This is a genomic window from Arthrobacter sp. MDT1-48-3 (genome assembly GCF_054511015.1).
Window position 1 is genome coordinate 76,485 of the sequence record NZ_JBTNDL010000006.1, and the last position, 23,723, is coordinate 100,207.

Annotated in this window: 23 protein-coding genes; 6 read left to right on the top strand and 17 right to left on the bottom strand. The window is 70.5% G+C overall.

The window, feature by feature from the left end; all coding sequences use genetic code 11:
• Positions 1-255 precede the first annotated feature (255 nt).
• The 3 genes from ACX80L_RS13480 to ACX80L_RS13490 form a co-directional block, all read right to left on the bottom strand.
• The gene (locus tag ACX80L_RS13480) at positions 256-2,382 is read right to left on the bottom strand and encodes an AAA family ATPase (RefSeq protein WP_459290250.1); all 2,127 of its coding nucleotides are present in this window, start codon (positions 2,380-2,382) and stop codon (positions 256-258) included.
• 9 nt (positions 2,383-2,391) lie between these two features.
• Entirely contained in the window at positions 2,392-3,555 is a 1,164-nt protein-coding gene (locus tag ACX80L_RS13485) for an exonuclease SbcCD subunit D (protein WP_459290252.1), read from the bottom strand.
• A 66-nt stretch (positions 3,556-3,621) separates the two neighbouring features.
• Positions 3,622-4,632, bottom strand: coding sequence for an aquaporin (locus tag ACX80L_RS13490; protein WP_459290254.1), 1,011 nt, complete (start codon positions 4,630-4,632; stop codon positions 3,622-3,624).
• Between the two features lie 140 nt (positions 4,633-4,772).
• Here ACX80L_RS13490 and ACX80L_RS13495 point away from each other — a divergent pair, with 140 nt between their 5' ends.
• The gene (locus tag ACX80L_RS13495) at positions 4,773-5,831 is read left to right on the top strand and encodes an ADP-ribosylglycohydrolase family protein (protein WP_459290256.1); all 1,059 of its coding nucleotides are present in this window, start codon (positions 4,773-4,775) and stop codon (positions 5,829-5,831) included.
• The gene (locus ACX80L_RS13500) at positions 5,832-6,812 is read left to right on the top strand and encodes an SDR family NAD(P)-dependent oxidoreductase (RefSeq protein ID WP_459290258.1); all 981 of its coding nucleotides are present in this window, start codon (positions 5,832-5,834) and stop codon (positions 6,810-6,812) included.
• Here ACX80L_RS13500 and ACX80L_RS13505 read toward each other — a convergent pair.
• On the bottom strand, positions 6,809-7,810 hold the full coding sequence (locus tag ACX80L_RS13505; RefSeq protein WP_133080813.1) for an exonuclease domain-containing protein: 1,002 nt from the start codon (positions 7,808-7,810) through the stop codon (positions 6,809-6,811). The two genes, ACX80L_RS13500 and ACX80L_RS13505, sit on opposite strands and share 4 nt — an antisense overlap.
• Before the next feature lie 94 nt (positions 7,811-7,904).
• Between ACX80L_RS13505 and ACX80L_RS13510 the strand changes: the two genes are divergently transcribed.
• Complete coding sequence (locus ACX80L_RS13510; RefSeq protein ID WP_459290260.1) at positions 7,905-8,594, top strand: HAD-IA family hydrolase; 690 nt, start codon at positions 7,905-7,907, stop codon at positions 8,592-8,594.
• Here the strand turns inward: ACX80L_RS13510 and ACX80L_RS13515 are convergent.
• The 8 genes from ACX80L_RS13515 to clpS form a co-directional block, all read right to left on the bottom strand.
• Positions 8,560-9,261 carry a GNAT family N-acetyltransferase gene (locus ACX80L_RS13515; protein ID WP_459290262.1) on the bottom strand — a complete coding sequence of 234 codons (702 nt, stop codon included), beginning with the start codon at positions 9,259-9,261 and terminating at the stop codon, positions 8,560-8,562. The genes ACX80L_RS13510 and ACX80L_RS13515 overlap by 35 nt on opposite strands.
• Entirely contained in the window at positions 9,258-9,938 is a 681-nt protein-coding gene (locus ACX80L_RS13520) for a DedA family protein (protein WP_432206156.1), read from the bottom strand. The genes ACX80L_RS13515 and ACX80L_RS13520 overlap by 4 nt, the downstream gene beginning before the upstream one ends.
• 112 nt (positions 9,939-10,050) lie before the next feature.
• Positions 10,051-10,677 (bottom strand): RdgB/HAM1 family non-canonical purine NTP pyrophosphatase, encoded by a 627-nt coding sequence (gene rdgB / locus ACX80L_RS13525; RefSeq protein ID WP_459290264.1) that lies wholly within the window; start codon positions 10,675-10,677, stop codon positions 10,051-10,053.
• On the bottom strand, positions 10,670-11,461 hold the full coding sequence (gene rph / locus ACX80L_RS13530) for a ribonuclease PH (protein WP_459290266.1): 792 nt from the start codon (positions 11,459-11,461) through the stop codon (positions 10,670-10,672). The genes rdgB and rph overlap by 8 nt, the downstream gene beginning before the upstream one ends.
• 84 nt (positions 11,462-11,545) lie before the next feature.
• Entirely contained in the window at positions 11,546-12,343 is a 798-nt protein-coding gene (locus ACX80L_RS13535; RefSeq protein ID WP_133080817.1) for an MBL fold metallo-hydrolase, read from the bottom strand.
• Entirely contained in the window at positions 12,340-13,251 is a 912-nt protein-coding gene (gene murI, locus ACX80L_RS13540) for a glutamate racemase (protein WP_133080818.1), read from the bottom strand. Before murI ends, ACX80L_RS13535 begins: the two co-directional genes overlap by 4 nt.
• Positions 13,252-13,340: 89 nt before the next feature.
• Entirely contained in the window at positions 13,341-13,916 is a 576-nt protein-coding gene (locus ACX80L_RS13545) for a DUF2017 domain-containing protein (protein ID WP_133080819.1), read from the bottom strand.
• Between the two features lie 5 nt (positions 13,917-13,921).
• The gene (clpS, locus tag ACX80L_RS13550) at positions 13,922-14,230 is read right to left on the bottom strand and encodes an ATP-dependent Clp protease adapter ClpS (protein ID WP_133080820.1); all 309 of its coding nucleotides are present in this window, start codon (positions 14,228-14,230) and stop codon (positions 13,922-13,924) included.
• Positions 14,231-14,365: 135 nt separating this feature from the next.
• Here clpS and ACX80L_RS13555 point away from each other — a divergent pair, with 135 nt between their 5' ends.
• Positions 14,366-15,682 (top strand): nicotinate phosphoribosyltransferase, encoded by a 1,317-nt coding sequence (locus ACX80L_RS13555; protein WP_459290362.1) that lies wholly within the window; start codon positions 14,366-14,368, stop codon positions 15,680-15,682.
• Positions 15,679-16,302, top strand: coding sequence for an isochorismatase family protein (locus tag ACX80L_RS13560; protein ID WP_459290269.1), 624 nt, complete (start codon positions 15,679-15,681; stop codon positions 16,300-16,302). Before ACX80L_RS13555 ends, ACX80L_RS13560 begins: the two co-directional genes overlap by 4 nt.
• A 117-nt stretch (positions 16,303-16,419) precedes the next feature.
• Here the strand turns inward: ACX80L_RS13560 and ACX80L_RS13565 are convergent, their stop codons facing one another.
• The 3 genes from ACX80L_RS13565 to ACX80L_RS13575 all read right to left on the bottom strand — a co-directional run bounded on the left by ACX80L_RS13565 (position 16,420) and on the right by ACX80L_RS13575 (position 20,422).
• Positions 16,420-18,198, bottom strand: a complete 1,779-nt coding sequence (locus ACX80L_RS13565) for a DEAD/DEAH box helicase (RefSeq protein WP_459290271.1) — start codon at positions 18,196-18,198, stop codon at positions 16,420-16,422.
• The gene (locus ACX80L_RS13570) at positions 18,195-19,640 is read right to left on the bottom strand and encodes an MFS transporter (RefSeq protein ID WP_459290273.1); all 1,446 of its coding nucleotides are present in this window, start codon (positions 19,638-19,640) and stop codon (positions 18,195-18,197) included. Before ACX80L_RS13570 ends, ACX80L_RS13565 begins: the two co-directional genes overlap by 4 nt.
• A gap of 482 nt (positions 19,641-20,122) precedes the next feature.
• Positions 20,123-20,422 carry a DUF3039 domain-containing protein gene (locus tag ACX80L_RS13575; protein WP_208741494.1) on the bottom strand — a complete coding sequence of 100 codons (300 nt, stop codon included), beginning with the start codon at positions 20,420-20,422 and terminating at the stop codon, positions 20,123-20,125.
• A gap of 167 nt (positions 20,423-20,589) precedes the next feature.
• On the opposite strand from ACX80L_RS13575, the gene ACX80L_RS13580 reads away from it, so the two are divergent.
• Positions 20,590-22,023, top strand: a complete 1,434-nt coding sequence (locus tag ACX80L_RS13580) for an HNH endonuclease (protein WP_459290275.1) — start codon at positions 20,590-20,592, stop codon at positions 22,021-22,023.
• 20 nt (positions 22,024-22,043) lie between these two features.
• On the opposite strand, the gene ACX80L_RS13585 is transcribed toward ACX80L_RS13580, so the two are convergent.
• Together ACX80L_RS13585 and ACX80L_RS13590 are read right to left on the bottom strand one after the other, a co-directional pair.
• On the bottom strand, positions 22,044-22,709 hold the full coding sequence (locus tag ACX80L_RS13585; RefSeq protein ID WP_208741496.1) for a PKD domain-containing protein: 666 nt from the start codon (positions 22,707-22,709) through the stop codon (positions 22,044-22,046).
• A gap of 311 nt (positions 22,710-23,020) precedes the next feature.
• Entirely contained in the window at positions 23,021-23,671 is a 651-nt protein-coding gene (locus tag ACX80L_RS13590) for a DUF6318 family protein (protein ID WP_208741497.1), read from the bottom strand.
• Between the last annotated feature and the right edge of the window lie 52 nt (positions 23,672-23,723).

Sequence of the window (23,723 nt, forward strand, 5' to 3'; positions counted from 1 at the left end):
GCGCACCCGGAGTTCGTCGGCGCCGGCGGCGGCGGTGCGCTCGTCCTCGTCGGAGGGTGGCTCCACGCCTTCCTGCTCCTCCCGAAGGGTCTCCCGGACGGCGCCGTCCTCCCAGGCGCCGGAGAGTCGGTGCCCGCGTGCCTCGTGCTCCTTCACCGCCTCGGCCATCCTGCTGCGGCGGTCCTCCGGGAGGAGCGCCGCGCGGGCCTCGTCCGACGAGCCGAAGGGGGTTCCGTGCAGCGCGTCCTAGACGCGCTACACGGCATCCTGCCGACGGCCCACGGCCGATGTGAGCGCATCCAGGGCGTCCCGCGCCGCTTCCAGGTCGTCGAACGCGCGCTGCACGTCGCCGATGCGGGCCGTCAGCGACGGTGCATCGCCCTGGAGCCCGGTGAGCCGTTGCGCCAGCACGTCCTCCTGGTCGAGCAGCGACGACCGCCGTGACTCGGCGGCGGCCCGTTCCTCCTGCAGCACGTCGCGCTCGGCGCGGATCCGTTCCTCGTCCTCGGTGGCGCGCCGGATGCGCTCCTCGATCTGCTCACACTCGGCCTGGGCTGTCTCGGCGGCCTGGACCCTGGTCCGCGCCGCGAGCCTGGACGCAGCAGCGTCCTCGGGTGACAGCTCACCGCCCCGGGCGGCTAGGTCGGCAACGTCGAGGCGCGCACGGTCCCGGACCTCCCGGAGGTCTTGGAGCTCCTTCTCGGCCTCGGCCTGCAGGCGTCGCGCAACCTGTTCCTCCTCCAGGGTGATCCTCTCGCCGCCCGGCGACGCCACGGGTGCGGGATGCTCCGCGCTGCCGCACACCGGGCACGGCTCGCCGTCCGCCAACTGTTCGGCAAGTTCCTCGGCAGCCTGTTCCAGCCGCAGCTGCAGCTTGGTGAGCCAGTCCTCCTTGAGCGCGAGGAAGCGCCCCGATGCGGCATCGTACCCGGCGTCCGCGGCACCGCGGCGCAGTTCAGCCGCCCGGTACTGCCGGACCGTCTCCTCGGCCGTGACGGCGGCGGCGAGGTCCGCGCGCAGGTGAACCAGGCCGTCGGCGGCCAGCCGCAGGGGCGCGACGCGTCCGACATCGGCCGCGCGCCGATGCTGGAGCGCGGTGAGGGCTTCGCCCGTCACGGTGAGCCGTTCGTCGAGCCGCCGGACCCCGGCCGACCCGTCGTCGAGCTCGGACCGCACGTCCAGCAACCGTTGCTCGTCGGGCAGCGCGGCGCGCAGGACCCCCAGCGCGGAGGACGACGCCGTGCAGCCGCCGGTGAGGACGCTCCGCGGGACCTCGTCCTGGACGGTGGGATCGACGTCGAGATAGTCCCGGACGACGTCGTTGTTCCGCAGCCGCTGGAGGGCCTCGCCGTGCCGGGCACGTGCGCCCTCCACCCCGATGCCTGCCTCGGACTCGAGTTCGAGGAGCGGGGCGAGCCCGCGGGCCTGGTCGTGCAGCCGAGCCTGCTCCATCAGGTCCGCGATCCCGTCGGAGCGTGCGTCGTGGTCCGCCTGCTGCCTCCGCAGGTCGCCGAGCGCGGTCCAGCGGGACCGGCGCTGCCTCAACGCTGCCGATGCGCCGTCCGCGAGCGCACTCCGTTCCGCGAGCTCGGTGCTCTCGAGGGCTGCCGCGTCCCGGCGGTCGTGGAGGGCCGCGGCGAGTGCCTGCAGGGCCTCGGACCAGCCGCCGGGGCTGTCCGGGTCGATTCCCGTCTCGGCAAGGCTGAGGTCATGGCGCTCGGCCTCGTCGACCGCGCGCAGGAACACGTGCCGCTGCTTGCCCTCCTGGTCCGCGAGGTTCCGCGCGGTGCGATGACTCTCCTCGGTGAAGAGCCTCTCGAGATCCTCGAACCGCGTGGTCGAGAACAGCCTCTGCAGCAGTTCCCGTCGGGGCTTCGCGTCGGCCCGGAGGAAGGCCGCGAACTCGCCCTGCGGAAGCATCACGACCTTGGTGAACTGTTCCTTGTCCATGCCGAGGAGGGACTGCAGCTCCAGTCCGGCCTCGTCGTTGCGCGCCGACTTCTGCACCCACTCGGCGTCCACCCGTTCGCTGAGGAGGGTGCGGGCCTGTTCCGTGGTGGTCCCGTTCCCGCGTCGCGCCGGCCTGTCCCACGCGGGTGACCGCACCACGCGGAAACGACGGTCCGCGACCGAGAATTCGAGGGACACCTCCGGAGCCACCGATTCCGCAGCATGGTCGCTGCGGAGCCTCTTCGCCGCCTGACGGGCGCCGGGGACCGAACCGTAGAGTGCGAAGCACACGGCGTCGAGGACGCTCGACTTCCCGGCGCCGGTGGGACCGTTCAGGAGGAACAGGCCCTGGCTGGACAGCGCATCGAAGTCGACGCTCTGCCGGTCGGCGAAGGGGCCGAAGGCCTGGATCTCGAGGTGGTGCAGTCTCATGCGCGCGTCCTAGCGTTCGTGGGCGAGGCTCAACGCGGCGTCGACGGTCGAGCGGATGAGCGCCTGCTCCTCGGGAGAGGCACTCCGGCCGCGGACATGGTCGAGGAAACCGCAGCAGATCTCGGCGTCGTCCCGCGCCTCGGCGATCCGCTGGCTGTACGTCCGCGCGTCCTGCCGGTCCCCGCCCTCCGGAGCGAAGGAGAGTACGAGGGTGTCGGGGAACCGTGTCCTCAGGCGCTCCATGGCGCGCGCCGGCCGCTCACGGTCGGTGAGGGTGACGGAGCAGTAGGCCGATTCCGCCCAGGCGAGGTCGTCGCGTTCCAGGAGCTCGTCGAGGGTGCCGGTGAGCACGGCGAGGTCGCGCGGCGCCGGCCACTCGACGGGCCGGACGGCACCGATCCCGTCCGCGCCGACGTCCAGGAGCCACGCGCCCTTGTGCTGGTTCGCCTCGGAGAAGGAGTACGCGAGGGGCGACCCCGAGTAGCGCACGGTCTCGGACAGCCTCTGCCTGCCGTGCAGGTGGCCCAGCGCGCTGTAGTCGAAGCCCTCGAACAGCGCGAGGGGCACGGATCCGAGGCCGCCGATGGCGAGGTCGCGCTCACTGTCCGAGCCCTCGCCCCCGGCAGCGAAGGTGTGGGCCATCACGACGGACACCACGCGGCGCTCCCTGCTCCGGAGCGCGATGTCCTCGCGCACGCGGTCGAGGGCGGCGCGGGTCACGGCGGTGTGCGTGGTGCCGTCCGCCTGCAGCGCCTCCGCGACGACGCGGGGCTCTAGGTACGGTACGCCGTAGATCGCGAGTTCGGCCTCCGCCCCGAGCGGCCAGGTCACAGCCGTGCCGATGTCCTCGATGCGTGTGCGCAGGTGCACGCCGCCGCGGGCGAGGATGCGGCCGCCGAAGCCGAGCCGCGTGGCCGAGTCGTGGTTCCCGCTGCTGACGACCACCTGCGCGCCTGCGACGGTGAGCCGGTCCAGTGTCTCGTCGAAGAGGGCGACGACGTCCACGGCCGGCAGTGCTCGGTCGTAGACGTCCCCCGCCACGAGGACCACGTCGACTGCTTCCTCGCGCACCGTCTTCTCGAGGTTGTCGACGAAGATCCGCTGGGCGTCGAGGGTCCCGGTCCCGTGGAAGGACCGGCCCAGGTGCCAGTCTGACGTATGAAGGATCCTCATGGATTTCACGCTACCGCCGCATGCCGACATTCGGAGGATCAGCGCTCGGCGGGCCCGGAATCCGGCTCAGCGCACCGGCCCGCTCGGGGAATCGTCGACCCGGGAGGCGTCGTGTCCCGAGGAGGGCCGTGCATCGAAGAAGGACTCGGCGTCGCCGGCAGGGCGTCCCGTGCCGCCGGCCCCGGGGGCGTCGTACTGGGAGGTGCCCGGCTGGGCCACGGGCTGCTCCGCGTCCTGCTGCGCATCGTGCTGGTGCACGGCGCCGTCGCCGTCGCCGTCGCCAAGCGGCGTCGCCGGAACGGTCTTCCCCTCCGTGCGGGACGGGCGGCCCGAGTCCAGGCTGCGGTAGACCAGTCCCGCGATCACGCCGCCGACCACCGGTGCGGCCCAGAACAGCCACAGCTGCTGGAGGGCCCACGGCTCGGCGAAGACGGCCGAGGCGGTGGAGCGGACCGGGTTGACGCCGCCGTTCGTGACGGGCAGGAGGAAGGAGAGCAGTCCGGCGTAGGTGAGGCCGACGGCGAACGGCGCGAGGTCGCGCCCGCCGCGCTGCGACCGCGCCCCGAGGAAGACCGCGACGAGGAGTGCCGCCGCGACGACCTCCAGCAGGAAGGCGCTGGTCAGGGGGAACTGCGCCGCCGAGTGCTCACCGAACCCGTTGGAGGCCGAACTGAAGAACCCTCCGATGTCGGAGAGCTGAGCGTTGGCGCTCAGGACCAGCCAGATGAGTCCCGATGCGGCGACCGCGCCCAGCACCTGGGCCACGAGATAGGGCAGCACGGACTTCCAGTCGGTCCGCCCCGCCACCGCCGATCCGACGGTGACGGCCGGGTTGAAGTGGCCGCCCGAGACGTGGCCGAACGCGATCATCGCGGCGACGACGGCGAACCCGAAGACGAGGGTGGGCTGCAGCGACGTCTCGGTGGCCAGCATCGTGGCTCCGAGGCCGACGAGGATGACGAGGAAGGATCCGACCCCCTCGGCGATCGAGCGTGCCGCGAGTCCTGGTGCACGCCGGGTACCGTCCTGAGCGGTACCGGTGGGAACGGCGTCCGCCGTCGTCGTGTGGTGGGTCATGGATGCGCATTCCTTCGATCGGTGCTGCAGTGGGACGGCCCGGAGGGTCCGGGCCGCGGACAAGCCTTCCATCCTAGTCTGCACGGCTGCTGGGAGCTCCGGTGGCTCTGGTCCGTCCTACTCCTCCCTAGACTGGACGGGTGACGACTGACAGCACCGCCGGTCCCGGCCCCGGGGACACCACGCCGGACACGTACGAGGATCGGGTCCTGGGGTGCCTGCTCGGCACGATGGCCGGGGACGCCTACGGTGTCCTCACCGTGGCGGGTGACGATCCCGCGACCGCCCTCGACGAGCCGGGAGCCGTGGCCGTCTCCGACGCCACGCAGCTCACGCTCTACACCGTGGACGCCCTCGTGGAGGCACTGGAGTGGGCGAACGACGGCGTCGCCGCCGACGAGACCGCCTGCGTGTGGCTCGCCTATCTCCGCTGGCTCTCGCGGCAGGGCGAGCACCTGCCGCCGAACGCACCGGTTCCTCCGCCGAGGTGGCTGGACCGGCAGGAGGAGCTGGTGGCCGTCCACGATCCCGACGCCGAGACCGTCCGCGCCCTCCTCACCGGCGAGATGGGGACGTTCGGCCGCCCCCTGAACCCCCGGGCGCAGGGACCGGGTGCGCTGATGCGCTCGGCCCCGTTCGGACTGGTCCCCCGGATCCCCGCCAGCATGGTCGAGCGCCTCACGCTCGACGCCGCCGCGCTGACGCACGGCTCGCACTCCGCCCGGGCCACCGCAGGCCTCCTCAGCGCCGTGATCCGCTCGCTGGCGATCGAGGGGACGACCCTGGACGATGCGGTCACCACCGCCCGCACCGGTGAACGGAGTTCCGCAGCGGACGCCGGGCACGATGCAGGCCGCGCGCTGGCCGACGGAGCGGACACCTCCGATGCCGGGTCGGACGGCACGGCAGCCGACGGAGCGACGGCGGCCGGCACGTTCGAGGCGGCACTGCAGGCGGCCGTCGAGGGCGCCGACGAGTCCTCGTCGCCGCGGGACCATCTCGTCGCGGCCCTCCGGCATGCGGCGCACGCCGGCAGGCCCGATGCCTCCCCGGTGGTCGCGGCGTCCCTGGCGGGCGGGATCGTCGGCGCCCTGCACGGCACACGCGCCCTGCCGGCCGGCTACCTGACCTCGCCGGGGGTTCCCGCCGTCGTCCGCTCCATGGCCCGGACACTCCTGTCCGCGACGACAGGCACCTGAGTGCCGCGGCGGACCCGCGACGGCGGCAGCGGCCCGACGACGGGCCGGGACGGCTCGGACGCCTCGGACTGGGATCCGTCCGCCCTCCCCCGTCTGGACGGCCGTCGCTTCCTCGTCACGGGCGCCAACGCCGGTCTCGGCTACTTCGCCTCGGAGCAGCTCGCGGGAGCGGGCGCGAGCGTGGTGCTGGCATCGCGCAGTGAGGACAGGGCACGACGCGCGATCAGCGCCATCCGGGGCGTCCACCCCCGCGCCGACGTCACCTTCCAGCTCCTCGACCTCGCGGACCTGGCATCGGTCCGGGACGCGGCCGCGGCGATAGCGGCCGGCCCGCCCCTGACCGGCCTGCTGGCCAACGCCGGGGTGGTCGGGTCCCGCGAGGAGCGCACGACGGCGGACGGCTTCGAGCTCCAGTTCGGTACCAACCACCTGGGCCACTACGCCCTGATCGCCCTGCTCCTCCCCGCGCTGGCCGCCGCCGGGACCAGGATCGTCCACCTCGGCAGCATCAGCCACCGCTGGGCACGCCTCACGCCGTCGTTCCTCGAGCCGTCGTCGTACCGCGGCTCCGTCGCGTATGCGACGTCGAAGCTGGCGGTCACGGCCTTCGGGTTCGAGCTGGCCCGCCGCCTCGATGCGACAGGGAGCGCGGCGACGAGCGTCGTGGCCCATCCCGGCCTCGCACTCGGGATGCTCACGCCGGACCGGCCGGGCGTCGCGGCCCGCAAGGACGCGCCCCGGTGGCGGCGGACCGTCCTGGCGCACGTGGCGCAGGGGAAGGACGCCGGGGCGTGGCCCCTCGTCCGCGCGACGGCCGATCCCGGGATCCCGAACGGTGCCTACTGCGGTCCTGGCAGCGGATTCCAGCTCACGGGACCGCCGGCCCTCGTCCCGGCGGAACCGCACGCCCGTGAGCGCAATGCCGCGTCGCGGCTGATCGACCTGTCGGCCCGACTCACCGGCGTCCCGCTGCGTCTCTAGCCGGCCGCCGGGCTCGCGGCCGGCCAGCGGTCGCCGGTCATCTGCAGGAACTCGGCTTCCGAGAGCACCTCGATGGCCTGGCCCCGCTCGTGCAGTTCCAGCACGCGCCGGGCCTTCCCGGTCACGCGTCCGTTGCGCAGGTCGGATGCGACGAAGCCGTCCCCGACCACGAGGACGGTGGTCCGTCGGGTGACGGAGCTCGCCGGTTGTGCGCCGAGGTGGGCTGCCCGTTCCTTGGCCTGCGGCCGCGGGATGCCGAGGGTCCCGGTGAAGACGACCGTCTGTCCGTACAGCGGGTGGCGCGGATCGGCCTGGGGATTGGCGTGCGGATTCGCGCCCTCCTCCGGCCAGCCGGACCAGCCCGACGGCGACGAGCCGCGACCCAGTGCGGTGCGCGTGGCCTTCGACAGCTCGTCCACGCCCGGCGCGTAGGCCTCTGCCCGAGAGAGCGGCAGGCCATGGCACCCGAGGACGTCCTCGACGGTGCCTGCCTCGTACCGCCGGGCGAGGTCCATCATGATCCCGGCGCACGCCCGCGCGTCCTCGACGGCGTCGTGGTGGTTGAGCAGCGGGACCCCCGCCGCTTCGGCGACGAACGGCAGCGAGTAGGACGGCAGGGAGTAGCTCTTGCGGGAGAGCACGACGGTGCACGCGTAGTCCCAGGCAGGGCCGGCGAGAGCCGACACCTCCAGCGCGGACCGGATGACGCCGAGGTCGAAGGCCGCGTTGTGCGCCACCAGCACGTCGGAGCCGATGAAGCCGCCGATCTCGGGGAACAGCTCGCCGAAGCGGGGGGCGTCCTGGACCATGCCCGAGGTGATGCCGTGGATGGCGATGTTCCGCGAGTCGAAGTGGTCGTGGCCTTCCGGCGGGCGCATCAGCCAGGATGCCTCCTCGACGATCCGGCCGTCCCGGACCTTCGTCAGGCCGACGGCGCACGGGGAGCCACGGAAGCCATTCGCAGTCTCGAAGTCGATGGCCGTGAATGCGATTCCCACGCAGCCAGTTTACCGCCGTTGCCCGTCCCGCCCGTTCACCCGATGTTCACCGGTGGCGGGGTCCTCTCGACGGCTGGGCGTCCTACCCTGAGTCATGGCCCGCATCGACAGCTCCCGCCGGTGGTACCTCTTCGACTACGGCAACGTGGTCTCCACCGCCCCCACGCCGCAGGACTGGGAGCTGCTCGCGGAGGCGACCGGCGTGGAGGGCCTGCACGGGCAGGCGTCGACCTACTGGCAGCACCGCCACGCCTACGACATCGGGGCGCTGACCTCCGAGGACTACTGGTCCCTCGTCACGGGCGGGCGCGTGGGCAGCGCGCGCTCCGCCTGGCTCGACGTCCTGGACGGCAACCAGTGGTCGCACCTGAACCTCGACACCCTGGATGTCCTCGAGGACCTGGACGGCAGGGGCGAGCGCCTCGCCCTGCTGTCGAACATGCCGGCGGCCATGGTGGCCCAGCTGGGCGACGCCCGCTGGACCCGGCTGTTCCGGCACCGCTTCTTCAGTTCGTCGCTGCGCCTCGTCAAGCCGTCGACGGCCGTCTTCGACCATGTGCTCACGGAACTGGCGGTGGAGCCGGGCCTCGTGACCTTCGTGGATGACACCCCGGCCAACGTCGCTGCGGCCCTCGCCCTGGGCCTCGACGCCCGGCTGTTCGGGCCGGCGTCGGATCTCGCGCGGGTGCTCGCAGGACCTGCGCCCGACCGGGTCCTGTCCGCCGTGGCGCCCGCGCCGGGGACGGAACTCAGCCTGCCGCCCCGCGCAGCGACCCGGGAATGAGCAGGGTCAGCGCGGCCTGCAGTCCCCGGACCTCGGCCACCCAGTCGGGCCGGACGAAGTTCTCCCGCGCGAGCAGCAGGTTCTGGAGCACCTGCACCTCTCCCCGTCTGGCCTCGGCCAGCGCGGTCCCGTTCGGGACGTAGCCGAGCCGGCGCGACACGCCGAGCGACGCGGCGTTCCACGCGGCCGCTCCCGACACGGCCGACGTCGCGCCGAGGTGGTCGAAGGCGAACTGGAGCACGGCGGCGCGCATCTCCGTCCCGAATCCCCGGCCGTGGGCGGCCCGGGTGAGCCAGGATCCTGTCTCGACACGGCGCAGCAGCGGGAACGAGCGCGCCGCCAGGTCCTGGACGCCGATCACGCGGCCCTCGTGCAGGACCGCGAAGTTGACGGTCCACTCCCCTGCCGAGACGCCCGCCCGCAGGCGCCACTGGTGCTTGGCGGTCTCCGTGATCAGCACGTCGCGGGGCGCGTCCGTCCAGGGCACGCTGAAGGGCATGTCGGCGGGATCGTGGATCCCGGCGAGGACGGCGTCGACCAGCCCCGGCAGGTGCTCGTCCCGGACCGGTGTGAGGACCAGGCGCGGCGTGGCGATCTCCAGCCCGAACAGCGGCCAGACCTGCACGAGCGGGTCCGCCGCGTCGACCATGCCCGGGGCCGGCGTCACTGCACGCGCTTGTCCGCGCGGTGCTTGCGCACCTTGGAGACGACGAAGTACACGGCGAACAGCACGACGGCGACGATCACGATCTTCTGGAAGACATCCGCGTACTGCTCGACGATGTGCCAGTTCTCCCCGAGGTAGAACCCGGCCAGCACGAAGAGGGAGTTCCAGATCAGGCTGCCGGCGGTCGTGAGCAGGAGGAACTTGCCGACGGGCATGCGTTCGATGCCCGCCGGGATGGAGACGAGGCTCCGGAACAGCGGGATCATCCGGCCGAAGAACACGGCCCGGTACCCGTGCCGGTTGAACCAGTCCTCGACCCTGTCGACGTCCTCGATGTCGATGAGCGGGACCTTGGAGACCAGGCGGCGCATGCGGTCGCGGCCGAGCCACGCGCCGAGGGCGTACAGCGCGTAGGCTCCGACCACCGAGCCCAGGGTCGTCCACAGGATCGCCTCGAACAGCGAGAAGTTGCCCCGGCTGGCGGTGAACCCGGCGAGGGGCAGGATCACCTCGCTCGGCAGCGGAGGGAAGAGGTTCTCGAGGGCGATGGCGAGCCCGGCGCCGGGCGCGCCGATGGTCTCCATGAGGTTCACGGCCCAGTCCGTCACTGCGCCGAGGGCCGATCCGTCCGACGTGGGGCTCGCCGTCGTCGCCTGGACGGCCTGGACAGTCTGGATGATGCTCACGGTGGTATTCGTCCCTCTCGTTGTCCGTCCTGCTGGACGGACGGCGTGCGGTGCTGGTTGGTCTACTCGGGTTCGTGCTGCGCTGCCGTTCTGCCCGGCGCTCTCAGGACAGGGCGTCGACGAGGTGCGGCAGCAGCGCCCGGAAGGCGATGCCGCGGTGGCTGATGGCGTTCTTCTCCTCCGGCGCTAGTTCGGCGCAGGTGCGCTGGAGCCCCTCGGGCACGAGGATCGGATCGTAGCCGAAGCCACCTGCCCCGCGGGGGGCGGTCAGGAGGGTGCCACGCAGCTCTCCGCGCTCCGCACGGCTCCCGCCGGAAGCACCCGGTCGTGCGAGGGCCGCCGCGCAGACGAACGCCGCTCCCCTGCGGTCAGCCGGGATGTCGGAGAGCTGCGCCAGGAGGAGTTCGAGGTTCGCGGCGTCGTCGCCGTGCCGCCCGGCCCAGCGGGCCGATAAGATGCCGGGCGCTCCGCCGAGGACGTCGACGGCGAGGCCCGAGTCGTCGGCGACCGCGATGAGCCCGGTGGCCTGCGCGGTCTGCTCCGCCTTGAGCAGGGCGTTCTCCTCGAAGGTCACACCGCTCTCGACGACGTCGGGCGCGCCCGCCGAGGCGGCGTCGACGACCTGGGTGTCGACGTCGAGCCCCGGCACCTGGCCGCGCAGCAGCTCGCGCAGTTCCCGCAGCTTGCCGGCGTTGCGGGTGGCGAGGACGAGCCGGGGTGCGTCAGCCACCGGAGGAGTCCCGGAGGGTGTCGAGCTGGATCCGGGCGAGCTGCGCGGTGCCGAGGAGCGCGAGGTCGAGCAGCGCGTCGAGTTCGGCGCGGTCGAAGGGGGCGCCCTCCGCGGTGCCCTGCACCTCGACGAACGTGCCAGATCCGGTGACGACGACGTTCATGTCGGTCTCCGCGCGCACGTCCTCGACGTACGGGAGGTCCAGCATGGGGACGCCGTCGATGATCCCGACGCTGATCGCGGCGACGGTGTCCGTCAGCGGGGAAGCCGACGCCGGGATGAGCTTCTTGTCCTTCGCGTAGCGGATCGCGTCGGCGAGCGCCACGTAGGCGCCCGTGATCGCCGCCGTACGCGTGCCGCCATCGGCCTGCAGGACGTCGCAGTCGAGGACGATCGTGTTCTCGCCCAGGGCCTTCGTGTCGATGATCGAGCGCAGGGAGCGTCCGATCAGCCGGGAGATCTCGTGCGTGCGGCCGCCGATCCTGCCCTTGACGGACTCGCGGTCGGAGCGGGTGTTGGTCGCGCGCGGCAGCATGGCGTACTCCGCCGTCACCCAGCCCTTGCCCTCGCCCTTGAGCCACCGGGGCACCCCGCTGGTCAGGGACGCCGTGCAGAGCACGCGCGTGTTGCCGAACTCGATCAGCGCGGACCCCTCGGCCTGCTTCGACCAGCCGCGGGTGATGCTGATGTTGCGCAGCTGGTCGGGCGTCCGTCCGTCCGCCCGCAGCACGGGGGCAGCGGTGCCGGCGGAGGGAGGCAGGGAGGGGGAATTCGCGGGGGTCATGACTTCCAGTCTAGACGGGAGCACATGGGAGATCGCTGGCAGTGCCGCAGTGGACGGTCGACCGGCGACCGGCTGCCTGCCGGTTCAGACGGTGTAGGACACCCCGGCGACCGCGACGGCGAGGTGGCCGTCGTAGCTCTGGCGGGCCTCGCTGACGGCCAGGTTCGCGTCGTTCCACACGGGCAGGTGGGTGAGCAGGAGCCGTCGGGCGGCCGCGCGGGTCGCCACGTCCCCTGCCCGCTTACCGGTCAGGTGCACACCGGTGATGGCGTCGTCGCGCCCCTCGTGGAACGCGGCCTCGCAGAGGAAGACGTCCGCGTCCCGGGCGGCGTCCACCAGTCCGTCGCACGCGTCGGTGTCCCCCGAGTAGGTGAGGACATGGGGGCGGAGGACACCGTGCTCGTCCGTCTCCGCGACCTCGACGCGCAGCGCGTACGCCTCCTCGATGGGATGCAGGACCTGGAACGGCGTGATGGTGAAGGGACCGACGGTCACCGGGTCCCGATCCCGCCAGGGCTGGAAGTCGAAGTCCTCGTGCATGCCCGGGTCGAGCTCGAGCCCGTAGGCGCTCGCCATCCGATCGGCCGTCGCGGCCGGCCCCCAGACCGGGATGCGGGGCAGGCCCCAGCCCGCCGGATCCCAGTGGACGGCGACGTGGAGTCCGCACAGGTCCATGCAGTGGTCCGGGTGGAGGTGTGAGAGGAACACCGCGTCGATCTCGCGCAGGTCCATGTACCGCTGCAGCGCGCCGAGCGATCCGTTGCCGAGGTCGAGCAGGATCCGCCAGGTGCGGCCCTCCCACTCCGCGCTGAGGAGATAGCAGGAGGCCGGTGACTGCGGGCCGGGGAAGGACCCGCTGCACCCCACGATGGTGAGTTTCATGCCCGGGGGAAGCCGGCGGCGGCGATCATCTCGGGGGTGATCCGGGCGAGGCTGCCGGTCGGGTACTGTGCTGCGACGTGGTCCACGTGCTGCACGCTCAGCACCTCGGGGCCGAGGAACCGGCGCGCCAGCACCTCGAAGCTCCCGGCGTCGCCCGTCGCGATGAAGCGGTGCACGGCGGGATCCACGCTGTCCCGCTCGAGGTCGTGCGAGACCAGCGCACGGTAGACGTCCTTGGCCGTCTCCTCCGCGCTGGAGACGAGGGTGACGGCGTCGCCCATGACGTAGGAGATGACGCCGGTGAGCAGCGGATAGTGGGTGCAGCCGAGCACGACGGTGTCGACGCCCGCGTCCTTGAGCGGCTCGAGGTACTCCTCGGCCGTCCGCAGCAGGGCCGGACCGCCGGTGATGCCAGCCTCGACGAACTCGACGAACGCCGGACACGCCACGGAGGTCACCTCGAGATGCGGGGCGGCCGCGAACGTGTCGTCGTAGGCGCGCGATCCGACGGTCGCCGTCGTGCCGATGACGCCGATGCGACCCGAGCGGGTGGCGGCGACGGCCCTGCGGACGGCGGGCTGGATGACCTCGATCACCGGGATGCCGTAGCGGGCCGTGTAGCGCTCGCGCGCATCGCGGAGCACGGCCGCCGAGGCCGAGTTGCAGGCGATGACGAGGAGCTTGACGCCCGAGTCCACCAGTTCGTCCATCACCCCGAGGGCGTGGGCGCGTACCCGGGCGATCGGCAGCGGTCCGTAGGGGCCGTTCGCGGTGTCGCCGACGTACATGATCGATTCGTGGGGCAACTGGTCGATGACGGCTCGTGCGACCGTCAGTCCGCCGACGCCGGAGTCGAAGATGCCGATCGGCGCTTCGCTGCGGTCCGTGTTCGCTCGCTCTGGGCTCATGATCCTCTGAGAATATGACGTGCTGCCCCCGAAAACTATCCGCCGACCCGTGGGGTATGTCACAGGCCTCCCCGGCGGGCCCGGGCGGGTCAGCGCTCGAGCCGGGCGGCCTTCAGCATCGCCTGCACCAGTGACTCCTGCAGCCAGGTGATGAAGTTGTATACCAGCGCGAGATAGGACTCGACGTTGTCGACGTCCTTCGAGTCGGCGATGTCGTGGAGTCGCTCGGCGTCCTCCTCCGTCTCGATGGCGAGCCGGTCGGCGAGGACCAGGCGGACGTCGTTGAGTGCCTGCGCGAAGAGGCGGGCCTGCTCGTCGTTGAGCGTCATGGGACTCGACTCGATCAGGAGCGCCGTGCCGCGCAGCGCGCCGATCTTCTGCTCGCGCAGGGACCGCTCGGTCAACCGCCGGAAGGCGAGCGCTTCGTCGTCGTCGCCGCGCACGGCGTCGGGCAGTAGGCGCCGGACGGCCGAATCGTCGGGTGCGGTCGCCTCGGCGTCCGCCCCGGACATGCCCACGAGGGCGGCCAGGGGGTCCTCGCTGGGGCCCGTCTCGGGTTCCAGCATCGAGATGACGTCGTCGAGCAGGGCGCCCAGGAGCCGCGCCTCACCCGGTTCCAGCGCACCGGTGATGCCGCGGCGCGTCGATTTGAACGGTTTCGCCAAGGGGCCTACTCGCTTCCGGCTTTTTCGAAGGTCGCCCACAGTCCGTACGAGTGGAGCGCGACGGTGTCCTGCTCCACCTTCTCCCGGCTGCCGGAGACGACGGCGGAACGGCCCTGCTCGTGGACCTCCAGCATGAGCGTGCGCGCCTTGGCCTCGCTGTACCCGAAGTAGGTCTGGAAGACGAAGCTCACATAGCTCATGAGGTTCACGGGGTCGTTCCAGACCACCACCACCCAGGGCTGGTCCAGGTCGGTCTTCTCGGCCGTCCGCACCTCTTCCTGGGTGTCGGTGCCGGTTGCAAAGCCTACGGTCATATCCCTCATTCTAGGTGCGATGACCCGGGCCCGGTGGCCGGGTACTCTCACGGCGGACGCCCGGCTATCGTTCTGTGGGTGACCAAAGCCCTGACCACAGATCCTCCGGCCGACGCCGGTCCGCCGCCTGCGGCGGTGAACGCGGCGAACAGCGCGCTCTTCACCGACCAGTACGAACTCACGATGCTGCAGGCCTCGCTGCACTCCGGGGCGGCGCACCGCCGCTCGGTGTTCGAGGCCTTCGCCCGCCGACTCCCCGCGGGCCGGCGGTACGGCGTCGTCGCCGGGACCGGACGCCTGCTCGAGGAACTGGCCACGTTCCGTTTCGACGACGCGCAGCTCGCGTTCCTGAGCGATCACCGGATCGTCGACGACACCACGCTCGCCTGGCTGGCCGGCTTCCGGTTCTCGGGCTCGATCTCGGGCTACGCGGAGGGCGAGGCGTACTTCCCGAACTCCCCGATCCTGACCGTGGAGTCGACGTTCGCCGAGGCGTGCATCCTCGAGACGCTCATCCTCTCGATCCTCAACCACGACAGCGCCATCGCGTCGGCGGCGTCCCGCATGACGGGTGCGGCAGCGGGCCGGCCCTGCATCGAGATGGGCTCGCGGCGCACGCACGAGGAGGCAGCCGTGGCCTGCGCGCGTTCCGCGATCATCGGCGGCTTCGCCAGCACGTCCAATCTCGAGGCGGGGCGCCGCTACGGCCTCCCCACGGTCGGCACGGCGGCGCACTCCTTCACGCTGCTGCACGATTCCGAGCGTGCCGCGTTCGAGGCGCAGGTCGCCTCGCTCGGTCGCGGTACCTCGCTCCTCGTGGACACCTACGACGTCGAACAGGGCGTGCGGACCGCCGTCGAGGTGGCAGGTCCGGAGCTCGGCGCCGTCCGCCTCGACTCCGGCGACCTCGTCGCCCAGGCCCGCTGGGTCCGTGAACTGCTCGACGACCTCGGCAACCACAACACCAAGATCGTGGTGACGTCCGACCTGGACGAGTTCGCGATCGGCCTCCTCGCCTCGGCGCCGGTCGACTCCTACGGGGTCGGCACGTCCCTGGTCACCGGGTCGGGTGCGCCGACCGCCGGCATGGTCTACAAGCTCGTGAGCCGGGAGGACGACGACGGCACCTTCGTGTCCGTGGCCAAGGCCGCCAAGAACAAGGCCTCCGTGGGCGGGCTGAAGCGCGCGCTGCGGCGCCTCGACGGGCACGGCACGGCGCAGGCCGAAATGGTGGGCATCGGGATCAGCCCGGCCGACGACGGCAACGATCGCCCGCTCACCCAGCAGTTCGTGGCCGACGGCGTCCTTCTGCCCGGCTGGACCGGACCCGAGGCCGTGGTCCGCGCCGCCGAGCGCCACCAGCAGTCGCTCGCCGAACTTCCCGGAGCCGTCCGGCGCCTGCAGCGCGGCGAACCGGTCATCCCCACCGAGTACGAGGAGGCAGCACCATGACACGCGCACTGATCATCGTGGACGTGCAGAACGACTTCTGCGAGGGCGGCTCGCTCGCCGTCGCCGGCGGTGCGCAGGTGGCGGCCGACATCAGCGACCACATCGACGAGCAGGCCGGCTCCTACGACTACATCGTCGCCACGCAGGACTGGCACATCGATCCGGGGAGCCATTTCTCGGAGACCCCGGACTTCGTCGACTCCTGGCCCGTCCACTGCGTGGCGGACACGAAGGGCTCGGACTTCCACCGCGATCTCGACACCGAGAGCATCGACGCTGTGTTCCGCAAGGGACAGTTCGAGGCGGCCTACTCGGGCTTCGAGGGCGTGAAGGCGCCCGACGACGAGGTGCCGACGGGTGAGCAGAAGCTCGGCGGAGCGGCGGAGGACAGCGATGTCGAACCCATGACGCTCGATGACTGGCTGCAGGACCACGAGGTCGACGACGTCGTCGTCGCGGGCCTCGCGACCGACTACTGCGTCCGGGCGACGGCCCTCGACGCGCTACAGGCGGGCTACTCCGTGACGGTCCTGGCGGACCTCACGCGGGGCGTCCACGCGGACCGGTCCGAGGAGGCGCTGGACGAGATGGAAGCCGCCGGCGTCGAGCTGGCACGCTAGGCCCTCGACGCGACAGGCCGGGCTGGTCCAACCAGCCCGGCCTTCGTTCTCGTTCTCGTTCTCGTTCTCGTTCTCGTTCTCGTTCTCGTTCTCGTTCTCGTTCTCGTCGGGACGGTCTCACTTCTTGCCGATGAACCAGTCCTGCAGCTTCTGCAGTCGGCGCTGGAGCTGGTCCTCGTTGGCCTGCGCCACGGCGGGTCCGCCGCACTGGCGGCGCAGCTCGGTGTGGACCTGGCCGTGCGGCATGCCGGTCCGGGCCGCCCAGGCGGAGACGTTCTTGGCGAGCTGCCCCCGCAGTTCCGTGAGCTGCCGGTGGTCGACGATGATCGGCTCGGCTGCAGGAGCTGCCGTCGGCCTGCCCTTCCGGCGGGACTGCTGCTCCTGCTGGCGCTGGCGCAGCAGCTGGCCCACCTGGTCGGCGTCGAGCAGGCCAGGGATCCCGAGGAAGTCGAGCTCCTCCTCGCTGCCCATCTCGCCGCCCGTGCCGAACTCGCCGCCGTCGAACAGGACGCGGTCGAAGGACGCCTGTGACTCGAGGGCCTCGAACTTCTGCTTGGTCAGGGCATCCGACGCCTTGTCCTCGCGGTTCGCGGCCTCCATCAGCCCGTCCTCGAGGCCGAAGCCTTCGTCGTCCTTCTCGGGGCGGTCGAGGGCGTGGTCGCGTTCGAGTTCGAGCTGATTCGCTAGCGCCATGAGGTTCGGCACCGAGGGCAGGAAGATCGACGCCGTCTCGCCTCGCCGGCGTGCACGGACGTACCGGCCGACGGCCTGGGCGAAGAACAGCGGCGTCGCCGTCGAGGTGGCATAGACGCCGACCGCCAGTCGCGGGACGTCGACGCCCTCGGACACCATGCGGACCGCGACCATCCAGCGTTTGTCCCCCTCGGAGAACTCCTCGATCTTGGAGGAGGCCCTGGCGTCGTCGGACAGGATGACCGTCGGGGACTCGCCCGTGATCTTCTTCAGCTGGCCGGCGTAGGCCCGCGCGTCGTCGTGGTCCGTCGCGATGACGAGGCCCCCGGCGTCGTGCACGGTGCGCCGCACCTCGGTGAGCCGCTTGTCGGCGGCCGCGAGGACGGCGGGGATCCATTCGCCCGCCGGGTTCAGCGCCGTGCGCCAGGCCTGGGCCGTGATGTCCTTGGTGACCGCGGCCTCGCCGAGCGACGCCACCATCTCCTCGCCGCCGCTCGTCCGCCAGCGCATCTGGCCCGAGTAGGCCATGAACATGACGGGCCGGACCACGTGGTCCCGGAGCGCCTGGCCGTAGCCGTAGGTGTAGTCGGCGCGCGATCGGCGGATCCCGTCGCGGTCCTCGGCGTATTCGACGAAGGGGATCGCGGCGGTGTCGGACCGGAACGGCGTCCCGGTGAGCGCGAGGCGTCGGGCCGCGGGCTCGAAGGCCTCCCGGATGCCGTCGCCCCAGGACAGCGCGTCACCGCCGTGGTGGATCTCGTCGAGGATCACGAGGGTGCGGGCCGCCTCCGTCTTGGCGCGGTGCAGCATCGGCTTGCTGGCGACCTGCGCGTAGGTCACGGCGACACCGATGAACGCGCCACCGTGGCGGCCGTCGGCATTCTTGAAGTTGGGGTCGATCGCGAGACCGACCCGCGCCGCGGCGTCGGCCCACTGGCGCTTGAGGTGGTCGGTCGGAGCGACGACCGTGATGCGGTTGACGATGCCCCGGTCGACGAGCTCGGTGGCCACGCGGAGCGCGAAGGTCGTCTTGCCGGCGCCCGGGGTCGCCACGGCGAGGAAATCGCTCGGGGACTCCCGGAAATACTTCTCCAGCGCTTCGCTCTGCCACTGGCGCAGCTTGGGGGCGGTCCCCCAGGCTGCGCGCTCCGGATATGCGGGAGGCAGGGCTGCGCCGGTACCGAACAGGGTGTCACTACTCACGCCGGGACAGTACCTTCCATTGACTTGCTGGGGGTGAGGCCGGGGCCGTCATCCGATGACCGGGCCCCTCTCAGACCCGAAACTATACCTGCTGCCGTGAACACCCACAGAGCGAGCCAAATGGCAACGAAGGTGGGCACGTGTCCTGGATCCGCCGGGTCGTGCAGGAGGGCGAAGAGCGCACCCGCGCCGGCGGTGCCTGCCACACCGCCGAGCTGGTCGGAGATCTGCAGGGCCGCGGAGTTACGTCCCTGTTCGGTGGCGGCCGAGAGTTTCAGCACCAGGACCGAGGTGCTCGAGAGGGTCATCCCCATGGCGAAGCCGGACAGCCCCCAGACGACGACGAGGACCCAGAGCGGGGCCTCCGTGGCCGTGGCGAGGGCGAACCCCCCGAGCGAGAGGGACAGCACGGAGGAACCGGCGACGAGCAGCCACTGACGGCCGAACGTGACCCGGGCCTGCACGAAGGACCCGGCGCTCCAGCCGAGGGCACCTGCGCTCAGGGTCAGGCCGGCGGTTCCCGGGTCGATACCGCGGGAACTCACGAGCATCAGGGGGATGAAGGCCTCGGTCCCGAAGAACGCCACATTGACGATGCCTCGCGTCGCGATGATGCTGGGAAGCCCGCGGGCCAGTACGAGGGTGCCCCGGGGCAGGAGCGCGGGCAGGACCGCGAGCGCGACGACCACCCCGGCGGCCGCCAGGACCACGAGTCCCACCACGGTCCCGGTTCCAGGCTCATCGGTGTCGGCGAGCCGGACGACCGCCCACTGCGCGGCGAACACCCCGCCGGCCAGCGCGAGACCACGAACCACCCGCGCCTTCGCCGGAGCGGCATCGGCCGCCGCCATGGCCCCGAGCTCCCTCGTCTTGGGCCATACGATCACGACGGCGGCGATCACCACCGGGGCGACTCCGAGGAACACCCACCGCCACCCGAACTGCTGCGTCACGAAGCCGGCGACCACCGGGCCGATGAGTGCCGGCAGCACCCACGCGGCTGCCAGCCAGCCGAACACGACAGGTTGGGCCCGCTGCGGGAAGGACCTGCCGATCACGACGTAGACCGCCACGATCATGAATCCGCCGCCGAGGCCGGATACGGCCCGCCCCACGGTCACGAGCCAGAAGTCCGGGGCGGCTCCTGCTGCGAGCAGCCCGAGAATCATGAGGGACATCCCGACGGCGAGGGCCGGCCGCGGTCCCTTGCGGTCGCACCAGGACCCGGCCACCACGGTGCCCAGCAGCGACGCCGTCAGGTACATCGAGAAGGCCAGCCCGTAGCTCGATTCGCCCGAGAGTTCATCGGCGACCACGGGCATGGCGGTGATGACCGCCATCGCCTCGAACGCGGCGCAGGTGATGATCGCGAGGATCCCGATGGTGAGGGGGCGGAGCTCGGGCGACATCGCTCCGGCGGCCTGGCTCGCGGTCTTCTTCATGCCACCTTGTCCTGCTTGTTCGGGTTCGTGTCCGGGTTCGTGTTCGGGTGCGTGTGTGTCGCCGGACTGTGTTCGGGTCCGTGCGCGTTGAGGAGCTCGGGTCCTGGCTCGAGTTCCGGGTCGGGCTCGGGTGCGTGTCCGGGCTCGAGTTCCGGGTCGGGCGCGGCTGCGTGTCCGGGCTCGAATTCCGGGCTCCAGTTCCGGGCTCGAATTCCGGGTCGGGCGCCGCTGCGTGTCCGGGCTCGGGTGAATGTCCGGGCTCGAATTCTGGGCTCGAATTTCGGACTCGAATTTCGGGTCAGGCTCGGGTGCGTTTCCGGGTGCGTTTCCGGGTGCGTTTCCGTGTGCGTCTTCGGTCAGGCCGGTGTCGCTTCGGTCCTGGGACCCGCCGTCCTCAGGCCGGCCGTGACGACCGTGGGCGCTCCTCGCTGCGGGCACGCCCCGGCCGACGCTTCCTCCCGGAAGCGCTGGGTGGAACCTGTTCAGCCCTCGGGCTTGTCGTTCCCCGGGCGGAGGCCGTTGTAGATCTCCTTGCACTCGGGGCACACGGGGAACTTCTCAGGGTCACGGCCCGGGGTCCACACCTTGCCGCAGAGTGCGATCACTGGCTCGCCGGTGAAGGCCGACTCCATGATCTTCTCCTTGCGGACGTAGTGCGCGAACCGCTCTGCGTCACCGGGCTCGACTTCCTGGCGTACTTCCTCACGTTCGATGGTCGCCGTGGAGCCGCCCATGCCGGCGTCGAGGGGATCGTTTGCGAAGGGGTCTGCAGGCATCGTCATGCGTCCAGTCTATCGCTCGGCCGGGCGACAGGCAGGGGCGCGAGGGATGACGCGCCGTCGACGGCCGCGGAAACAATTCAGCTGTCATATCCGATTCTTCGTGCGGCAGCCCGTCGACCGGTTCATTCCCTCCCCGAATTGTCAGTGGTGGAGGCGACAATAGCGGTATGAGAAACTCGGCGGAGCAATTGAGGGACATGGGGCGGATCAACGACCGCATCACCTCACTGAGCGTCGAGAAAGCCCGGATCGACGCGGAGATGGTCGACGCCGCCAATGAATTGCGTGAGCTCCTCGAAGACCGTTTCCTGCAGGATTTTCCTACCCCGAAGCTACCCCCGGAGAATGGGCTGGGGAATTCACGACGACGGCGGACCAACCTCGCCGATACGGCAACCGCGACCGAGATCGCATGCCTGCTGCGCATCAGCGAACGGTCCGCCCACCGCCTCGTCCAGCACGCGGCACTCCTCGCCCAGCATCACCCGAGGACACTGACGGCATTGCGCACCGGCACGATCACCTGGGCACACGCCACCACGCTCCTCCACGAGTACGCCGGACTGCCCGCCGGCACTGCCGCCCGGATCGAGGACGCCCTGCTACCCGTGGCATCCGCCACCACGGTGCCCCGGTTGTCCTACCGGGCCCGCCGCCTCCGCACGCAGGCCCATCCCACTACCCTCGAGACCCGCGCGCGCAACGCGGTCGATCACCGGCGCGTGGACCTCGAACCCGCCGACGACGCCATGGCCTGGCTCCACATCCAGCTTCCCGCCACCGACGCGGCAGCCATCGACACACGCCTCACCACGACCGCCCGGGCTCTGCAATCACCCGGCGAACACCGCACCCTGCCCCAGCTCCGCACCGATGTGTTCACCGACCTCCTCCTCGCCGACTGCACCTGTCCCACCACGGAGGCCGCGGAAGGAACGATTCCAGCAGGAGCAGGAGCAGGAGCAGGAGCAGGACCAGGGGCTGATTCGGCCACAGGTGCCGGAACCGGCGCAGGTGCTCGCTCCAGCCTTGGTCATGACGGTGGTACCGGGTGCCGGCTACACGCAGACGGTTACAGGGTCCGTGCCTCCATCAACGTCACCGTGCCGGTCCTGACACTCCTCGGGGTCGACGACGCACCTGCAGACCTCGAAGGATACGGTCCCGTCCCCGCGGACATCGCCCGGCGCCTCGCCGCCCATGCCCCCTCCTTCACCAGGTTGCTCACGCACCCCGAGACGGGTGCAGTCCTGAGTGTCGGTCGGACCACCTACGCCGTGCCCGCGGACCTCAAGAAGTGGTTGCGTGTCCGCGATCGAACCTGTCGGCACCCGGGCTGCAACGTCGCGGCGTCACGATGCGAACTCGACCACACCCAACCCTGGTCCCAGCAGGGCACCACGACGCAGACCAATCTCGCCCCTCTGCCGCAAGCACCACATGCTCAAGAGCGAGGGCATCTGGCATTACCGACAGTCCGACGCCGGCACCCTCACCGCAACGTCACCGACAGGCCGCACGTATACCAGCGAACCCGAACCACCACCCTTCTAGCGCGGATGTCGCGGAGAGATGTGCCTGCTCATGGGTCGTGCATCTGAAGCGCGTTCCGCGTGCCGAATCAGCGGGTGGGCGCTTCGCAGCCGATACCTGCTGGGTTCTCGATGCAGTTCTCACTGACGCTGTGGCCCTTGGTACGCCAGATGCTCATGAGGTGTGGCGCGGACACCACAGCAGCCTCGCCTGCAACGGGCTGGAACGGGCCTCCGTCCACCGAGTAATCGCCGGCGAAGTAGGTGGTCAGTGTGAGATCGAAGTCGCCCGTCTGCGCGTACTGGTGGCTGGTCGGTGTCCTGGTGTCGAACGCGTCGCCCTCCACCGGCCCACCGGGAGTCGTGGTCGTCGCTGTCGTTCCGTCCCCGTAGTCCCACTGATACGTCACGGGCCGGGCCTTGAGCACGATCGTCGCGTCCTGGAACTCGAAGGTGAACTCCTGCTCCTGGGCTTCGGCGTAGATGTTCGAGTGGGCGTTCCGTAGACCGAAATTCAGGGGTTGGGAGATGATCGTGGCGGCCAGGACCGGCCGCTTCTGGAACTCCTCGAGGGTGATCACGATCGGCGCTTCCTCGGCGGCAGGGGCTCCCGCGATCGGCGCTTCGGGCACCTCGCCCGGATACATGCACGACGAGCGACCAGTAGGGGTCTCGGTCGCGGGCTGCACGTTGTTGTTCACCTCGATCCAATTGACGAGGACGCCGCCGTCGCGGGCATCGCACTGGGCGTTCATAGTAGGACAGGTTGCGGGGTCCAGATCGCTCCCGACCGAGGCAGTGCAGGCTCGCTCGTATACATAATCGATGCCGTCACTTGTCGGCAGCGCCGCGGCCCCGACTGCAGGCACGATTGGATCTGTCCGCGAACCAAGGGACGCGGAGCCTGCCGGTGTTTGCGATGGCGATGAATTAGAAGCTCCAAACTCATTATCCTCGGCGAACGCAGACGGAACGCCACTTTGCGCTGAGGCAAAAGATGAAGAGACGAGCTGCAATATCAGCACAGGAACAACTACCCACAGCCGCATACCAGTGTTTGGTCGCATCACGTTCCCTCCGGTCTCCCGAAATCAAGCATTAGCCAAGCGCCATTCTCAAAGATGGAGAAAGTTACGTTCACAGACGCATCCGGGGAATTACCGAGAGATTTGATCCCGGATTTTTCATGATAGGTGAGGTCGGTCTGCTGGTAGTTAACAAAGGACTGAACCGATCCGGATGTATTAAGGCGGAAATCAGTCTCGAAATCGATAACCTGGAAATTGCCCCCAGTCATCCAACCGCCGTCCGAGTAGAAATCCCCAACGACTTGGCGAGTTTGAGCACAAGTTTGACACCCCGGGTCGGTCACTTCGTCGTATGGTGCCCAGTCATTTGTTTCGTAGCCATAGGAGAACAACTCGAACCAGTACTTGGTGAAGGCCTCCAGGCCCTCCTTCGAGTTCTCGTCCGCAAGAGCAGGCTTGACGGGGACCGGGACATTGGCAGCAGGACCGGCCGACGACGCTGGGGCCACCGGAGCTGTGGGGGTTGGCGCACCCGTGGTGGGTGCTGCCGGCGATGACGCCTTCGCAGTCGTCTGATTGGCTGAAGGATCGCCGTCGCCCTGGCATCCCGTCAGCAGCATCACCGCGATGACCGCTCCCGCCAGCGCCGGCGTTCCCCGCTCCCGGCTCCTTGCACCCACAGAGAACACGGCACGCCCCCATCGAAGTCGGTCACCTACCCGGAATCGCCCTAGCATAGCC

Coding starts and splice junctions, on each gene's coding strand:
- ACX80L_RS13480 (WP_459290250.1), bottom strand. CDS start 2,382: ATGAGACTGCACCACCTCGAGATCCAGGCCTTCGGCCCCTTCGCCGAC.
- ACX80L_RS13485 (WP_459290252.1), bottom strand. CDS start 3,555: ATGAGGATCCTTCATACGTCAGACTGGCACCTGGGCCGGTCCTTCCAC.
- ACX80L_RS13490 (WP_459290254.1), bottom strand. CDS start 4,632: ATGACCCACCACACGACGACGGCGGACGCCGTTCCCACCGGTACCGCT.
- ACX80L_RS13510 (WP_459290260.1), top strand. CDS start 7,905: ATGGCCCGCATCGACAGCTCCCGCCGGTGGTACCTCTTCGACTACGGC.
- rph (WP_459290266.1), bottom strand. CDS start 11,461: ATGACCCCCGCGAATTCCCCCTCCCTGCCTCCCTCCGCCGGCACCGCT.
- ACX80L_RS13535 (WP_133080817.1), bottom strand. CDS start 12,343: ATGAAACTCACCATCGTGGGGTGCAGCGGGTCCTTCCCCGGCCCGCAG.
- murI (WP_133080818.1), bottom strand. CDS start 13,251: ATGAGCCCAGAGCGAGCGAACACGGACCGCAGCGAAGCGCCGATCGGC.
- clpS (WP_133080820.1), bottom strand. CDS start 14,230: ATGACCGTAGGCTTTGCAACCGGCACCGACACCCAGGAAGAGGTGCGG.
- ACX80L_RS13560 (WP_459290269.1), top strand. CDS start 15,679: ATGACACGCGCACTGATCATCGTGGACGTGCAGAACGACTTCTGCGAG.
- ACX80L_RS13570 (WP_459290273.1), bottom strand. CDS start 19,640: ATGAAGAAGACCGCGAGCCAGGCCGCCGGAGCGATGTCGCCCGAGCTC.
- ACX80L_RS13575 (WP_208741494.1), bottom strand. CDS start 20,422: ATGACGATGCCTGCAGACCCCTTCGCAAACGATCCCCTCGACGCCGGC.
- ACX80L_RS13580 (WP_459290275.1), top strand. CDS start 20,590: ATGAGAAACTCGGCGGAGCAATTGAGGGACATGGGGCGGATCAACGAC.
- ACX80L_RS13585 (WP_208741496.1), bottom strand. CDS start 22,709: ATGAACGCCCAGTGCGATGCCCGCGACGGCGGCGTCCTCGTCAATTGG.